This is a genomic window from Cognatundibacterium squillarum, assembly GCF_014652435.1.
Lineage (GTDB): Bacteria > Pseudomonadota > Gammaproteobacteria > Burkholderiales > Burkholderiaceae_D > Undibacterium > Undibacterium squillarum.
This window is the reverse complement of record NZ_BMYU01000003.1, coordinates 307,209-323,578: the sequence shown is the minus strand read 5'-3', so window position 1 is coordinate 323,578 and position 16,370 is coordinate 307,209. Positions and strand designations below refer to the sequence as shown.

The 16,370-nt window shown below is 53.9% G+C and carries 15 protein-coding genes; 11 read left to right on the top strand and 4 right to left on the bottom strand.

What is annotated here, in order from left to right:
• From IE092_RS08515 to IE092_RS08480, 8 genes are all read left to right on the top strand, one after another.
• Window positions 1-534 carry a F0F1 ATP synthase subunit delta gene (locus IE092_RS08515; RefSeq protein WP_189356630.1) on the top strand — a complete coding sequence of 178 codons (534 nt, stop codon included), beginning with the start codon at window positions 1-3 and terminating at the stop codon, window positions 532-534.
• A gap of 26 nt (window positions 535-560) precedes the next feature.
• Entirely contained in the window at window positions 561-2,102 is a 1,542-nt protein-coding gene (gene atpA / locus IE092_RS08510) for a F0F1 ATP synthase subunit alpha (protein ID WP_189356629.1), read from the top strand.
• Window positions 2,103-2,131: 29 nt separating this feature from the next.
• Window positions 2,132-3,001 (top strand): F0F1 ATP synthase subunit gamma, encoded by an 870-nt coding sequence (gene atpG, locus IE092_RS08505; protein WP_189356627.1) that lies wholly within the window; start codon window positions 2,132-2,134, stop codon window positions 2,999-3,001.
• Between the two features lie 30 nt (window positions 3,002-3,031).
• On the top strand, window positions 3,032-4,435 hold the full coding sequence (gene atpD, locus IE092_RS08500; protein WP_189356626.1) for a F0F1 ATP synthase subunit beta: 1,404 nt from the start codon (window positions 3,032-3,034) through the stop codon (window positions 4,433-4,435).
• Between the two features lie 70 nt (window positions 4,436-4,505).
• Entirely contained in the window at window positions 4,506-4,928 is a 423-nt protein-coding gene (locus IE092_RS08495; RefSeq protein WP_189356624.1) for a F0F1 ATP synthase subunit epsilon, read from the top strand.
• Between the two features lie 205 nt (window positions 4,929-5,133).
• Entirely contained in the window at window positions 5,134-5,553 is a 420-nt protein-coding gene (locus tag IE092_RS08490) for a F0F1 ATP synthase subunit epsilon (RefSeq protein ID WP_189356622.1), read from the top strand.
• Between the two features lie 60 nt (window positions 5,554-5,613).
• Window positions 5,614-6,081, top strand: coding sequence for a CoA-binding protein (locus IE092_RS08485; protein WP_189356621.1), 468 nt, complete (start codon window positions 5,614-5,616; stop codon window positions 6,079-6,081).
• Window positions 6,078-6,905, top strand: a complete 828-nt coding sequence (locus IE092_RS08480; RefSeq protein WP_189356619.1) for a PPK2 family polyphosphate kinase — start codon at window positions 6,078-6,080, stop codon at window positions 6,903-6,905. Before IE092_RS08485 ends, IE092_RS08480 begins: the two co-directional genes overlap by 4 nt.
• 305 nt (window positions 6,906-7,210) lie before the next feature.
• Here IE092_RS08480 and IE092_RS08475 read toward each other — a convergent pair whose 3' ends face one another.
• Complete coding sequence (locus IE092_RS08475) at window positions 7,211-7,390, bottom strand: hypothetical protein (RefSeq protein WP_189356618.1); 180 nt, start codon at window positions 7,388-7,390, stop codon at window positions 7,211-7,213.
• Here IE092_RS08475 and hemE point away from each other — a divergent pair.
• Window positions 7,389-8,480 (top strand): uroporphyrinogen decarboxylase, encoded by a 1,092-nt coding sequence (gene hemE, locus IE092_RS08470; protein WP_189356616.1) that lies wholly within the window; start codon window positions 7,389-7,391, stop codon window positions 8,478-8,480. The genes IE092_RS08475 and hemE overlap by 2 nt on opposite strands.
• 481 nt (window positions 8,481-8,961) lie before the next feature.
• Window positions 8,962-10,995 (top strand): primosomal protein N', encoded by a 2,034-nt coding sequence (locus tag IE092_RS08465; protein WP_189356614.1) that lies wholly within the window; start codon window positions 8,962-8,964, stop codon window positions 10,993-10,995.
• Window positions 10,996-10,998: 3 nt separating this feature from the next.
• Here the strand turns inward: IE092_RS08465 and IE092_RS08460 are convergent, their stop codons facing one another.
• Window positions 10,999-11,349 (bottom strand): hypothetical protein, encoded by a 351-nt coding sequence (locus tag IE092_RS08460; protein WP_189356613.1) that lies wholly within the window; start codon window positions 11,347-11,349, stop codon window positions 10,999-11,001.
• A gap of 180 nt (window positions 11,350-11,529) precedes the next feature.
• Entirely contained in the window at window positions 11,530-13,671 is a 2,142-nt protein-coding gene (locus IE092_RS08455; RefSeq protein ID WP_373295324.1) for a S46 family peptidase, read from the bottom strand.
• A gap of 573 nt (window positions 13,672-14,244) precedes the next feature.
• Between IE092_RS08455 and IE092_RS08450 the strand changes: the two genes are divergently transcribed.
• On the top strand, window positions 14,245-14,793 hold the full coding sequence (locus IE092_RS08450; protein ID WP_189356612.1) for a hypothetical protein: 549 nt from the start codon (window positions 14,245-14,247) through the stop codon (window positions 14,791-14,793).
• A gap of 410 nt (window positions 14,794-15,203) precedes the next feature.
• Here the strand turns inward: IE092_RS08450 and IE092_RS08445 are convergent, their stop codons facing one another.
• A complete protein-coding gene (locus IE092_RS08445) occupies window positions 15,204-16,358 on the bottom strand; it encodes a polymer-forming cytoskeletal protein (protein WP_189356611.1) in 1,155 nt (384 codons plus the stop codon).
• Window positions 16,359-16,370: the final 12 nt, after the last annotated feature.

The window sequence follows — 16,370 nt, the reverse complement described above, 5'->3', positions numbered from 1 at the left end:
ATGGCCGAACTCGCAACGATCGCTCGTCCTTACGCTGAAGCGCTGTTTCGTGTTGCTCAGGCCGGTGATCTGTCCGCATGGGCAGAACTGGTTTCTGAAATAGCACAGGTAGCTGCGCATCCCGATGTACAAGCTCTTGCACACAACCCCAAAGTCTCGGCCGCACAGCGTGCTGAGATTTTCCTGTCTGCGCTCAAAACGCCAGCAAACGCTGAAGTGAAAAACTTCATCAACACTATTGCTGACTATGACCGCCTGACTTTGCTGCCGGAAATCGCTTTCCAGTTCCATGCTCTGAAAAACGCACACGAAGGTGCAGCAGATGCAGAAGTAACCAGCGCTTTCGAAATGACAGCAGAACAGGTCAATGAGCTGGCTGCGACACTGGAAAAGAAATTTGGCCGCAAGCTGCACCCAACCGTCACAGTGGATTCTTCTCTGATCGGCGGCGTGCGTGTAGTGGTTGGTGATCAGGTGCTCGATACGTCGGTTCGCGCAAAGCTGCAGAAAATGCAGGCCGCTCTGACAGCGTAAGAACGTAATACATATTAGGAGTTAGTATGCAACTCAACCCATCTGAAATCAGCGAGCTGATCAAGAGCCGGATCCAAGGCCTTGGTGATTCCGCTGAGATCCGTAATCAAGGTACGGTCATTTCCGTCACCGACGGCATCTGCCGCATCCACGGTCTGTCTGACGCGATGCAAGGTGAGATGCTGGAATTCCCTGGTAACACATTTGGTCTGGCGCTGAATCTGGAGCGTGACTCCGTTGGTGCCGTTATTCTGGGTGACTACGAGCACATTTCCGAAGGCGATACCGTTAAATGTACCGGTCGTATTCTGGAAGTGCCGATTGGTCCTGAACTGTGCGGCCGCGTTGTAAACGCACTGGGTCAGCCTATCGACGGCAAAGGCCCGATCAATGCAGCTCTGTCTGCACCGATCGAAAAAATCGCTCCGGGTGTTATCGCCCGTGAATCCGTTTCTCAGCCTATGCAAACAGGTCTGAAAGCGATTGACGCGATGGTTCCGGTTGGTCGTGGTCAGCGTGAGCTGATCATCGGTGACCGTCAAACTGGTAAAACAGCTGTAGCGATTGATGCCATCATCAATCAAAAAGGTCAGAATATGACCTGTATCTACGTTGCGATCGGTCAGAAAGCTTCTTCGATCAAAAACGTGGTACGCGCTCTGGAAGCACACGGCGCGATGGAATACACCATTGTTGTTGCTGCGACTGCATCTGAATCTGCAGCGATGCAATACGTTGCTGCATACTCCGGTTGCGCGATGGGTGAATACTTCCGTGACCGTGGTGAAGATGCACTGATCATTTATGATGATCTGTCCAAACAAGCGGTTGCTTACCGTCAGGTTTCCCTGCTGCTGCGCCGCCCACCAGGCCGTGAAGCATACCCGGGTGACGTATTCTATCTGCACTCCCGTCTGCTGGAACGTGCTGCACGTGTTAATGCTGACTACGTTGAAGCATTCACCAAAGGTGAAGTAAAAGGTAAAACCGGTTCCCTGACTGCGTTGCCAATTATCGAAACCCAGGCTGGTGACGTTTCTGCGTTCGTTCCGACCAACGTAATTTCGATTACTGACGGCCAGATCTTCCTGGAAACTAACCTGTTTAACTCCGGTATTCGTCCGGCGATTAACGCGGGTATTTCTGTTTCCCGTGTTGGTGGTGCTGCACAGACTAAAGTTATTAAAAATCTGTCCGGCGGTATCCGTACCGATCTGGCGCAGTATCGTGAACTGGCAGCGTTTGCGCAGTTTGCTTCCGATCTGGACGAAGCAACCCGCAAGCAGCTGGACCGTGGTGCACGCGTTACTGAATTGCTCAAACAGGCACAATACTCTCCACTGTCCATCTCTCTGATGGCAGCGAGTCTGTTTGCTGCAAACAAAGGTTATCTGGATGATGTAGCTGTTTCGAGCGTTCTGGCGTTCGAATCCGGTCTGCATAACTTCCTGAAGACCAGCCACGCTGCGCTGCTCGCTAAGATCGAAGAAACCAAGCAACTGGACAAAGATGGCGAAGCTGCCATGGCTGCCGCAATTGCTGATTTCAAAAAATCCGGCGCCTATTAATCGACTGTAGCTAGAAGGAGTCAATACTCATGGCTGCAGGCAAAGAGATACGTGGCAAGATCAAAAGCGTAGAAAATACGAAGAAGATCACCAAAGCGATGGAAATGGTAGCAGCATCGAAAATGCGTAAAGCGCAGGATCGTATGCGAGCTGCACGTCCATACAGTGAGAAGATTCGTAATATCGCTGCGAACCTGTCACAAGCCAATCCAGAGTACACGCATCCTTTCATGATTCAGCAAGATCAGGCCAAAAAAGTTGGCCTGATCGTGGTGACTACAGACAAAGGTCTGTGCGGTGGCTTGAACACCAACGTCCTGCGTCTGGTTACCCAGAAGCTGCGTGAACTCGAAGGCAAAGGCTTACAAGTTGAAACGGTTGCGATTGGTAATAAAGGCCTCGGCTTCCTGAATCGTATCGGTGCACCAGTGGTTTCTCAGGTTGTGCAACTGGGCGACACACCGCACCTCGATAAACTGATTGGTCCGGTAAAAGTATTGCTGGATGCATATCAGGAAGGCAAGCTCGACGCGGTTTACCTGACATATACCCGTTTTATCAACACGATGAAACAAGAACCGGTGCTGGAGCAATTGCTGCCGCTGAGTTCTGACAAGCTGAAGGCGGATGAGTCTTCCCATTCATGGGATTACATCTATGAGCCGGATGCACCTACCGTGATTGATGAATTGCTGATTCGTTATGTTGAAGCACTGATTTATCAGGCTGTCGCTGAAAACATGGCGTCCGAACAGTCGGCCCGTATGGTGGCGATGAAGGCAGCAAGTGAAAATGCGGGTAATGTGATCAAAGAACTGAAGCTGGTCTACAACAAGACCCGTCAGGCTGCGATTACCAAAGAGCTCTCCGAGATCGTCGCCGGTGCGGCAGCGGTCTAAACTGAATCTAAAATTATTGAAGGAACGAACATGGCAACTGGCAAAATCGTTCAGTGTATCGGCGCGGTGGTGGACGTTGAATTCCCACGCGACGCGATGCCTAAGGTTTACGATGCCTTGAAAATGGAAGGCTCCGAGCTGACTCTGGAAGTTCAGCAGCAATTGGGTGACGGTCTGGTCCGTACGATTGCGCTGGGTTCTTCCGATGGTCTGCGTCGTGGCATGATCATTACTAACACTGGCAAACCTATTATGGTTCCTACCGGTCCTGCAACACTGGGCCGTATTATGGACGTACTGGGTAACCCTATCGATGAACGCGGTCCTGTTAGCCAGGAACACGTTGCATCTATCCACCGTAAAGCACCTGCTTACGACGAACTGTCTCCTTCCCAGGAACTGCTGGAAACCGGTATCAAAGTTATTGACCTGGTTTGTCCGTTCGCGAAGGGTGGTAAAGTTGGTCTGTTCGGTGGTGCGGGTGTAGGTAAAACCGTTAACATGATGGAACTGATTAACAACATCGCTAAAGCACACAGTGGTCTGTCCGTGTTTGCCGGTGTTGGTGAGCGTACCCGTGAAGGTAACGACTTCTATCACGAAATGGCTGACGCAAAAGTTGTTGATCTCGACAACCTGCCAAACTCCAAAGTAGCGATGGTTTACGGTCAGATGAATGAACCGCCTGGTAACCGTCTGCGCGTTGCGCTGACAGGTCTGACCATTGCGGAATCTTTCCGTGACGAAGGCCGTGACGTTCTGTTCTTCGTAGATAACATCTACCGTTACACTCTGGCCGGTACTGAAGTATCCGCGCTGCTGGGTCGTATGCCGTCTGCGGTAGGTTATCAGCCTACACTGGCAGAAGAAATGGGCCGTCTGCAAGAGCGTATTACATCCACAAAAACCGGTTCGATTACTTCGATCCAGGCTGTTTATGTTCCAGCGGATGACTTGACTGACCCTTCTCCTGCAACAACTTTCGCTCACTTGGATTCCACCGTTGTTCTGTCCCGTGATATCGCTGCGCTGGGTATTTATCCTGCGGTTGATCCGCTGGATTCCACATCCCGTCAGCTGGATCCGCAAGTTGTTGGTGCTGAGCACTACGAAACTGCACGTTCCGTACAAGGTACTCTGCAGCGCTACAAAGAACTGCGTGACATTATCGCGATTCTGGGTATGGACGAACTGGCTCCTGAAGACAAACTGATCGTTGCACGTGCACGTAAAATGCAACGTTTCCTGTCTCAGCCTTTCCACGTTGCTGAAGTGTTTACCGGCGCACCTGGTAAATACGTTCCACTGAAAGAAACTATCCGCGGCTTCCGTATGATCGCTTCCGGCGAACTGGATCACCTGCCAGAACAAGCGTTCTACATGGTAGGTACGATTGACGAAGCAATCGAAAAAGCGAAAAAACTGGCTGCTTAATGCAGTGAGACATGCTGCGGTACCCGTGACCGCAGCATAAGCTTTTTCAAGCGTATACAAAGGGTCTAACATGGCACACACAATTCACGTTGACGTGGTTTCTGCGGAAGAATCGATTTTTTCCGGAGAGGCTGAATTCGTCGCGTTGCCAGGTGAGTCCGGTGAATTAGGTATTTATCCGAAACACACACCACTGATCACCCGTATCAAACCGGGCGCAGTGCGCATCAAGATCAGCGGCCGTGCTGACGAAGAATTTGTTTTCGTGGCCGGCGGTATTCTTGAAGTGCAGCCAGATGGCGTAACTGTGTTGGCAGATACCGCGATTCGCGGACATGATCTGGACGAAGCAAAAGCAGCAGAAGCCAAGAAACTGGCTGAGCAGGCGCTGGCGAACCGTGACTCCAAAATCGACTATGCGAAAGCACAGGCGGAACTGGCAGCAGCGGTGGCGCAGCTCGCAGCAATTCAGAAATTACGTCAGAAACGCTGATTTTTCAGTGAGTAAGACGTCAAAAGGCAGCCTCTGGCTGCCTTTTGCTTTTGGGCTGACGCAACAGATACAGCATTTGCGCTCCCACGCAGCAAATTCCGGCGCGGACCTCGCCGGAAATGCAGGAAAGAACGTTATGATTCATGCATCGTATCAGTGATGATTCCCATCATTTTCCGCGGCATACTTCATAAACGGAGTTTTCATGCGTCAGATATTACAGGTGGAAGTGGTTTCCGCCGAAGAAGCGATTTTTTCCGGCGAGGCAGAATTTGTTGTTTTACCCGGTGAGAGCGGAGAACTGGGCATTTATCCACAGCATACGCCGCTGATGACCCGTATTCGTCCCGGAGCTGTAAGGATACGCTTGCCGCAGCAGCAAGGCGAAGAACTGGTATTCGTCGCCGGAGGATTTCTTGAAGTACAGCCCGGTAAAGTGATTGTTCTTGCGAATACAGCGATCCGCGGGCGTGACCTCGATGAGGCGCGCGCGAATGAAGCTCGTCATCACGCCGAACGTGAACTGGCGCGCCGGGATGCCAGTGTGGATCACAGCAAAGTTCATGCGGAGCTGGCTTCGGCGATTGCGCAGCTGGCCACCATACACCGTTATCTGAAAAAATAACCGACTCTGTGGCATGCAGGGATTTACGGTCTGCAATGCATATTGATTGAGGAATACCCCATGTCCGACCATATTCGTCACTGCCGCACGTCGCCGGATCCGGTACTGTGCTGCCTGCAGCGTGCCGTAACCATCGCTGTGGTGGGTTTTTCCGCAAATCCTGAACGGCCCTCCCATTATGTTGCAGCGTATCTGGCTGATCAGGGTTATAAGGTGATACCGGTGAATCCGGGACTGGCAGGACAAGTCTGGCGCGGGCAAATAATCGTGGCGGATCTGGTAGCGGCGTTTGCGGAAGGCCCTGTGGATATTGTCGATGTTTTCCGTCAGCCGGATGCTGTACCCGCGATCACCGACGCGGCGATTGCCTGCGGCGGAGGCTGCCTGTGGCTGCAATCTGGTATTGTGCATGCTGCGGCTGCAGAAGCGGCGCGCGCCGCCGGTATGCTGGTCGTGATGGATGCCTGCCTGATGGTGGAGCATCGTCTGCGCGCTGCGCAAATACGCAACAACAGGAGCCATGTATGAAATACGCTGAGATGTTCCGGGCACCCGACAACCTGACGCTGAGGGAAGAGGACGCCGCATTGCGCAGACTGGGTGCAGCAGCAGCAGGCGTGCCGGATGCAAAACAACTGGATAAAGAACTGACCCGTGAGCTGGCACAGCAGATTGCGGAATGGCAGGATGTGTTTACCGCTTCCCGCAGTAAAAAGCTGCTGATCATCCTGCAGGGAATGGATACCTCAGGCAAAGACGGTACGGTCAAAGCCGTATTTGGTGATATTAATCCGCTGGGTGCACGGACGGTGGCATTCAAAGCACCGACGCAGCAGGAAAAAGACCACGATTATCTGTGGCGCATTCATCAGGCTGTGCCGGGTGCCGGTGAGATTGTGATTTTTAACCGCAGTCATTACGAAGACGTACTCATCACCCGTGTCCACGACTGGATTTCTGCGCAGGAATGTGAACAGCGCTACGGTCATATCCGTGACTTCGAGCGCATGCTGGCAGATACCGGAACGGTGATTCTGAAGTTTTTCCTGCATATCTCCAAAGCGGAGCAAAAACAGCGGCTGGAAGAGCGATTGAAAGATCCGCAGAAACACTGGAAATTCGATCCCTCAGACCTTGCGGAGCGAGAATACTGGGATACATACCAGCGGGCGTATGAAAACGCTATACGGGCGACGAATACGCCACATGCGCCCTGGTTCGTGATACCTGCTGATTCGAAAACGCAACGCAATCTGGTGATAGCGCATATTGTCAGAGAGATTCTGGATAACCTGCAACTGCAGTATCCGGCACCACACCCTGAATATGCGAGTTTGCGCGTCCCTGCCTGACAACATTCTGTCAGGCCTGTCAATACGGCAATGCAGGTACGGCAGACCAGTTCTCCCGCAAGTGGAACGATGCGAACAGGCTTGTCTGTATTAACGGCATTCCGGCGCGTAGCAATCACTTACCTGCTGTGTAAACGCTCAGTGGTTTTTTCATCAGGATTGCGGACTTATGCACAGATTTGAGTGCTTAAAAAACAGGCGAAATATTTTTGTTAACCGTAACTTTAAAAAAAATCTTTTTAAAAACAATGTGTTACGTAAAATTTCTGTTAACAGTGGTTAACAGTTCGTAAAAAACACTGTTTTCAAAAAAAAATCTCCACAAAGTTATCCACAGAAATTTGCCGGTTTGTGGACAGTGTTTTTCCGGCAAATTGCGTCAGATCAGATGTGGATAGCCCCATCATCAGCGATAATGTACGCTGATCCGCGCCAGCACTGGATTTGCCGGCCATTTTTCCCAGAAAACCCAGACGGAATACCATGTCTTCACAATTTGCTCCGCTTCAAAACGACACTTTTCTGCGTGCTCTGCTGCGTCAGGAAACCGACTACACACCACTGTGGCTGATGCGTCAGGCCGGCCGTTATCTGCCGGAGTACCGTGCCACTCGTAAAGTCGCCGGTTCGTTCATGGGACTCGCGAAAAATCCGGATTTCGCCACCGAAGTGACGCTGCAACCGATAGACCGTTATCCGCTGGACGCGGCGATTCTGTTCTCCGATATCCTGACAGTGCCGGACGCAATGGGACTGGGTCTGTACTTTGCGGACGGAGAGGGGCCGAAATTTGAACGTCGTCTGGCGACCGAAACCGATGTGCAGAACCTGCGTGTACCGGAAGAGGGCAGCCTGCAATATGTGTATGACGCGGTCACATCGATTCGCCGTGCACTGAATGGTCGCGTACCACTGATTGGCTTCTCCGGCAGTCCGTGGACGCTTGCCTGCTACATGGTCGAAGGCGAAGGCTCCCGCGAGTTCCATACAGTGAAGAAAATGATGTACAGCCGTCCGGATCTGATGCACCGTATTCTGGAGCTGAATGCACAGGCCGTTACCACCTATCTGAATGCACAGATTGACGCCGGTGCCCAGGCCGTGATGATTTTTGACAGCTGGGGTGGTGCGCTGGCAGACGGGGCATACCAGACATTCTCACTGGACTACATGCGCCGTATCGTCAGCGGTCTGCAGCGTGAGAAAGATGGTCAGCGTATTCCGGCGATCGTGTTCACCAAAGGCGGTGGCCTGTGGCTGGAGCAAATTGCCGACAGTGGCGCGGATGCGATTGGACTGGACTGGACAGTGAATCTGGGTGATGCACGTCGTCGCGCCGGTGATAAAGTCGCTCTGCAGGGCAATATTGACCCGGCGGTCCTGTTTGCAGAACCTGCGCAGATTCGTGAACAGGTGATTGCGACGCTGGACGCCTATGGCACGCCGTCTGCAGGTCATGGTCATGTCTTTAATCTCGGACATGGAATTTCCCAGCATACCCCGCCGGAAGCGGTCAGCGTGCTGGTGGAAACCGTACACGAATACAGCCGTCGTCAGCGTCAGACAGCTGCCTGATTCCTTGTGCGGCGTGGTGCAGCTGCACCAGAATTCAGCATCTGCAGCCCGTTGTTCCGTCCGGACAGCGGGCTGTTTTTTTGTAAATCCGGCATGACAGCACACCGATACGGTATGTTGCATGGCAACACCCAGCAGGATTGCGGTTTTTACACGGAAAATGGCTGGAAAGCCGCATGAGTACTGGGTTTTTGCAGTGCGTCACAATACTGTGCATAAGTGACTTATGCACAAAATCCGTGCGCTGTGAATATTCGGCAGAAAAACGACGTTGCTTCTGCGTAAAAATTATAAGTATTTGATTTTAAAGAAGAAAAAAATAAGCGAAGTTACGCGGAAATCGCACAAAAGCCGCGTCCCGCTTGACTTTTGCCACTGTCAAGCGCTCTTTTTTCACAAAGTTATCCACAGATGTACGGCTTTTCCTTACAATCCTCTGCAATCCCTGATCTGACAGTGAAAAACTGTCCTGAAATCCAGCATGAATTCTGCAATTTATCTGCGCGTGGCGCTTGATACGCCGCTGGCCAGTTTGTTTGATTACCGCTTTGACCCCGGCGTACTGCCACCGGAACAGCAGGTACTGCCGCAACCCGGCCAGCTGGTGTTAGTGCCGTTCGGACGTCAGCAAGTCGCCGCGATGGTGCTGGAAGTTTTGCAGGAAACCGATGTGCCACCGGAAAAAATCCGTGATGTACTGGCCACCCGTCCGCAATTACCGGCATTGAACCCGGAATGGCTGGCACTGGCTGGTTTCGCCGCCGCTTACTATCATCGCCCCGCAGGTGAAGTGATGTTGCCGGCCCTGCCGAAAAATCTGAAAGCCCTGAAAACAGTCGCGCTGGACAAAGCACTCAAAAAAATCAGTAAGCAGCCGGCACAACCGGTCTGGCAGGTCAGCAGTGCGCCAGTGCTGAATGAAGAGCAGACGGCGGTCGTCGACGCGGTGTGTCAGGGCAATGGTTTTGCCACCCATTTACTGTTCGGTGTGACCGGCAGCGGTAAAACCGAAGTGTATTTACAGAGTGCAGCCCGCTTGCTGGCACAGGAACCGGATGCACAGATTCTGATACTGGTGCCGGAAATTAATCTGACGCCGCAACTGGAAAACCATTTACGCGCCCGTTTTCCGGGGATGCCGGTGGCTACGCTGCACAGCGGTTTGTCGGAAGGTGAACGTACCCTGCACTGGCTGAACGCGCATCTGGGACATGCACGGATTCTGCTGGGAACGCGGCTGGCGGTGCTGGCTTCGCTACCGAAGCTGCGTCTGATCATCATCGATGAAGAGCATGACGTGTCGTACAAACAGCAGGAAGGCTTGCGCTACAGCGCTCGTGATCTGGCGATCTGGCGTGCACGCCAGCGTGCGATTCCGGTTTTGCTGGGATCTGCCACACCTTCGCTGGAAAGCTGGTATGCCGCGCAGCAGGGGCGCTATCAACTGCGTACGCTGACGAAGCGAGCGGTCGAAGATGCGACGCTGCCGCTGATCCGGATTGTGAACCTGGAGCGCGAGCGCCCGAGTGATGGCCTGAGTCCGCGTGTAATTGCGGCGATCACCAAGCGACTGGAAGCTGGTGAACAATCGCTGCTGTTCCTGAACCGGCGCGGCTATGCGCCGGTGCTCAGCTGCGAAGCCTGTGGCTGGGTCAGCCCCTGTCCGCGCTGCAGTGCGAATCTGGTGCTGCATAAGCGCGATCACCGTTTGCGCTGTCACCATTGCGGGCTGGAGCAACGCATTCCGCACACCTGTCCGGATTGCGGCAATATCGACTTACAGCCGCTGGGACGCGGTACACAGCGGCTGGAAGAAGTGCTGGCGACCTTGTTTCCGGATGCCCGCGTATTCCGTATTGATGCGGATTCGACCCGACTGAAGGGCAGCGCCGAAGCTGCGTTTGACAAGGTGCATGACGGTGAGGTGGATATTCTGGTCGGTACCCAGATGGTGGCAAAAGGCCATGACTTTAAACGTCTGACCATGGTGACTGCACTGAATCCGGACGCAGCGCTGTTTTCGCAGGATTACCGCGCCAGTGAACGTCTGTTTGCGCAGCTGATGCAGGTGGCCGGACGGGCAGGGCGTGCCGGCGGGAATCTGACACCGGCGGAAGTGCTGGTGCAAACCCGCTATCCTGACCATCCGCTCTACCACGCACTGATGCGCCATGATTATCCGGGTTTTGCCAGAGACATCTTACTGGAACGTCAGCAAGCCGGCTTCCCGCCGTATGTGTATCAGGCTTTATTACGTGCTGAAGCTGCTGAGCTGGCGCAGGCAGTTGCCTTTTTAAAAGAGGCTTCGGAATTGCTCAGCCATCCGCAAGTGATAGTGCATGATCCGGTACCGATGACGCTGACCCGGCTGGCGAACCGTGAGCGTGCGCAGTTACTGATCGAATCGGCGGCGCGTCCGGCGTTGCAGGCGTTTCTGCGCGAATGGTTGCCGGCGCTGCGTACTTTGCGCAGCCGTGTGAAGTGGTCGGTGGAAGTCGATCCTGTGGATATCTGACGGTCAGCGGCGTCCGATCAGATAGCGGCTCAGCACAATCACCGTCACGCAGATGCCGGTCCAGCCGCATAAATAGCTGAGGATTGCAGAAATCAGCAAAGAGAACAGCAGGCCGGGCTGGCTGTGGCCACCCATTTGCCACAGCAATGGCCTCAGCAGTGCGGCAATCAGTAAATACAGATAAAGCAATCCGAAAAAAGCATTCGGGTTACCGTGCTGATCCAGACTCATCACAAACGGAAAACTGAATTCCCATGCCGTCAGAAATATCGTGCAGACGGCGGCGCAAAGCAGGACAAACAGCAGGACCAGCTGATCATGCAGCGTGCGGAAATGAAAAAAGCGGGGGTGCATGCAGCGTCTCCACCGGAAACAGGCAAAGACGATGACGATAATGCATACAGGCAGGCTCTGCTATGCAGTTTTCATAATCCGGAAGCGCGGAATACACCGGATTTCCCGGCATAAAAAAACGGAGCCACAAGGGCTCCGCTGAAATAGCAGTAACAGACTAAGTACTCAGGAACGACAAACTCACCGCTTAGGGAAACGGATCGTCATTTCTTTCAGCAGATTATCTGCATGATCCACTTCTTTCATCACCCACAGCATATAGCGGATGTCGACGTGAATCGCGCGGGTAATTGCCGGATCGAAATACCAGTCTTTGGTAATAGACTCGTAAGTCGAATCAAAGTTCAGACCGATCAGCTCACCATTTTTGTTCATGACAGCAGAACCGGAATTACCACCGGTGGTATCTGCACTCGATAAGAAATCGACAGGCACGGTGCCCAGCACCGGATCACGGAATTCGCCGTAACGTTTTTCGCGTACCGCCTGCAGCAATGCCTGCGGTGCGTTGAACGGCGCTTTGCCGGTATGTTTCTCAACAATGCCTTCCACCGTCGTGAACGGACCTTTGATCACGCCGTCACGCGGGCTGTACGGCGCGACTGTGCCGTAAGTCACGCGCAGCGTCGAATTCGCATCCGGATACACTGGCTTACCCAGCGACTTTTTCCAGTCGATCACTGCCTGCATGTATTGCGGAATGATGCGCGACTGATTGCCATCGTTTTCTTCGCGCTCATTTTCCAGCGCCATACCGGTTTCGTGCAGACGTACTGCCAGACGGATAAACGGATCATCGCTGTTGCGGAATTCCGCGACCGGACGTGTCATCCATGCCAGACGTTCATCGGCACGCAGCAAACCGGTTTGCGTGTACATCACCGGCAGTTCACTGACTTTCGGCAGCAGATTATCCAGACCGGCAGGATGGCTGGCAGCGCCGAGTGCCGCATAACGGTTCAGACCGGCACTGAAGCGGGCCAGATCGATTTCCGGTGCGAAGGATTGCTGCAGACGGCTCATACGGCCGGCAATCGTGCTGCGGTCACGCTGCTGATAACCGGCTTTGCGCTCTGCATCCGGCTTTTCATTTTCCAGTGCGAGGCGGTACAGCGTGCGCGCAGTACGCAGCAAATCGCTGTTGGTCGCAACTGACCAGCCGAATTCACGTTCCGACAAACGCATATCGGCAGCGATCACATTTTCCAGCTCTTTGATAAACGCATCATCACGCTTGTTTTGCGCAATCCAGCTGCGGAACTCGGCATCCTGCGTATCTTTGATCGCTGCAATATCCTTGCGCATGAAGCCATCCAGCAAGCCCTGGGTTTTCTTCAGGCGGTTTTGTATGCCTTTGACCACGCTGGCGTAACGTACCTGCCATTCCGGATTGCTTTCGCTCGCACTGCGGATAGTGGCAATATCCGCATTCGCTTCTGCTACCAGTGCCGGATAGCTGATATCGCGTGCAAAACGGATTTCCTCCGGCAGCTTATAGCGGCTGGTGCGGCCAGGATAACCGGCCAGCAGAATCGGATCACCGTTTTTCAGACCCTGCGCCGACACCACCAGAAAATCTTTCGACTGGTAAGGCACATTGTCGGCAGACGGATCGGCCGGTTTGCCATCCTTGCCAACGTAAGCGCGCAGGAAAGCAAAGTCGCCGGTATGACGCGGGAACTCGAAGTTATCCGTTTCGCCGCCGTAATTGCCGATTTTGTCCGACGGCGCGTACACCAGACGCACATCGCGGATCATCATCTGGCGGATACGGTAATACTCCAGACCACGGTGGAAGCTCGGCACCGAACAACGGTAAGCCTTGTCCTGTTCACATTCCGCGATCAGTTCTTTGATTTTTTTCTCGATATGCTGATGACGCTGCTTGCCGCTCATGCCCTTGGTGATACCGGCATTGATACGGTCGGTCACGTTTTCCAGCTTATCGGTGATATACATGCGCGAATCCGCGCCGGCAGGCAGCTCATCTGCCATGGTTTTCGCCAGAAAACCGTCCGCAATATAGTTTTGCGTCGCGCTGGAGTTGCGCTGCACCGCGCCGTAAGCGCAGTGATGGTTGGTGACGACCAGACCCTGCGGCGAGACAAACGAAGCGGAACAGCCGCCCAGCGACACAATCGCCGACATCGGATGCTTACGCAGATCCGCCAGTTTTTCTGCCGGAATGCTGATACCGGTCTTTTTCAGTTCAGCTTTCAGTTGCAGCAACTGATGCGGTTGCCACTGGCCCTCATCGGCGTGGCTGACTGCCGCACCGGTCATACCGGCCAGCAACACGGGAATAGTCAGAAATTTGTTCAATCTTGTCTCCGGAGCAGAATGCAAAGGCCAGGGCAGAAACCTGTTGCCCGTATGCCATGTCAGGTACTTTACGCTGATTTCCTGCTACAGACGAAAGAAAACCGCAGAAAGTTCCCGAATTTTCGCAAAAATGATACGTTGATTTTCCGTCAACCGCAAAATAAAGAAAAAAAATTTTCAAATTAATCAGGCTCGCACACCCAGGCTTGCAAGCTGCAGCCAATGGCAGTTACATCCCAGGGTTTCACTGACAGACACGATCACAGCCCATGTTTGCTGATGGTGGTCACCGCCTCATCAGTCAGCCACCCACTGTGCTGTTCTCGTCAGAGCACCTGCCCTGAGCGCCAGTGTTTCTGCGGACGTCACTGAAAAACTGTGCGGAATGCCGCATTTTGGGTGGTTTGCAGGCGACTTCCGGTGTTTTCAGGTCTTGCGGGTTGGTGGTGGTGAACTGTTGCAGAGATTCAGTGTTTGTCGGCGATGCGGGAAATGGTCAACCGTCGCGGTCTGCACTGCGTTAGCATGGCACCGTTGCTTTACCTTTCCGCATACTTTTCACGCTGACCCACTATGCCCGCTATCAGCCTGCATTCTTTAATCGTGCTTTTTCTTGCGCTGCTGATGCTGGCCGGTTCTGCGCAGGCCGGTGAAGAATGGGTCACGCTGAACAGTGCGGCGCAGGGGGAAAACAAGCTGGTGATCGTGCGCCAGAATCATGAAGCGTTTCAGATTGAGCACGGTACCGGTTGCGCGGGGCTGTGGCGGTATCGCGGTCGTCCGGTCATGATTCAGTCGCCGGGCCCGTTTCTGACGCCCGGTGCGGAAATCGTGCTGCCGAATGAAGACCAGCGCTGCCGTATCTGGGACAGCAAACCGCTTGGTTACCGGCCATCGGCCGATGCCGAAACACCGGCAGACTGCCGTCCCGGTTACTGGCTGCAAAACATTGCACCGAATGGTGAGCTGCTAATTTTGCAGGATAACAGCCTGTGGGCTGTGTTACCCGCAGACCAGCCGGAACTGCGCTTCTGGCAAAACGGCGATGCGGTCTGGCATTGTCCCGCCTTGCTGTACAACCCGCGTCTGCGCAAAGCGATCCGCGCCAACCGGCTGCGCTGAGTTCCCCTGAATAGCGCGGCGGTTTGCTGCGGTCGTCAGCCTGTCATGCTGATGGCGTTGTTTGCCTGTGTGTAAGTGTGCTTCTGTTCACAGGCGATAGCAGGCAGCCTGATTATCTGAGGGAAAACACAACAGCCCGTACCTGAGTCTGTGCCAAGATCGTCATCCGTCATTTCCGGAAGTCCGGACTTTCTGCCGGCGAGCGCCGCATGGCTGTGCGCAAGTCCGCATTTCAGGCATTTTCAGGCAAAAAACAGTGTTGCGAGGGATGTCTCTGTCAGTCTGAGAGGCTGCCAATAAAAAAACACCGCTGCACAGGGTGCAAACGGTGTTGTTGTCCTGCAGTTCCGGCGGGTAGCGATTTGCTGTGAATCAGCCTGAAGGCTGCTCAGCCACCAGCCGGCGCGGCCTTAGTCCGCCTGTTGCAGCATATCGTGACGGGCCTGACGGGCGATTTCCCAGTCCAGTTCCGGCGCACGTTTTTTCTCGGCAGTATCTAACTGACGCAGTTTCTTGCTTTCCACCCATGCGCCGGACAGTACCAGCTTCGGTTTGCTGCTGGCGGAGATAAAGCCTTGTTTTTCCCATTTGGAACGCGGCAGGATGGAGCCCGCGAAAATGCCGTAATCGCTGCCGCAGGTCATGCCTTTTTCCGCCACGACTGCTTCACCGGCTTTGATGTATTTAGCGGCGTACAGATTGCCACGGGTGCCGATCCAGCGACCGGCATGGATTTCACCGAACAGGCTGCTCAGTTCGTTTTCTGCGCGGATATAACCCCAGGCAATCACATCGCCCTGAGTGCCGATGCTGCCGGCGCGGATATTGCCCTGAGCCTGCAGTTCAGCGGCATACAGACTGCCTGTCACATCCAGATCAGATTCCGAAAACAGTTCGCCCTGTACATTGCAGTCACCACGCACATGCACGGCGCTGGCCGCCAGATGGCCACCGATAAACAGCACTTCACCGGCTTCCAGATCTTCATCCAGCTGCACGCTGCCCTGACAATCCAGATCGCCGCAGGTCAGATAACCGAGACACTGAATATCGCCGAAACCGCCGATCACATCGGCATGGCTGTGACGCGCCAGAATCGCCGGATGCACCAGTTTTTCCAGCAAGTGTTCCGCGCTGTCATCACTGTCTTCGGCTGCCAGCAGATTCGCCATCCATTCCGGCTGGCAACCGGTTTTCAGCAGAAATTCCACATCCACATGGCCACCGGCATCCAGCGCCTGACCGATGTACAGCGATTGCACCTGAATGTCGCCGGTGACGGTCAGTTTGCCTAAGCAAAACACTTCTTCTGCGATCAGATCACCGTCAATCAGCAAATCGCCACCGACCACTAACTGTGTAGCGATGGTCACATCGCCGAGGATGTGCGCGTCACCGGTGGTGGCAAATTGTTTACGCTTTAAGCTGCCGGCCTGAAACGGTTCCGGCGCCGCAGGCAATGCCACGGCTTTGGTTTTGCGTGGTGCGGCGGCTTTCACGGTTTTACCGGTTTTCGCGGTGGCGGCCGGTTTTGCTGTTTTGGTACTGGAAGAGGCGCGTGCCATATCTCACCTGTG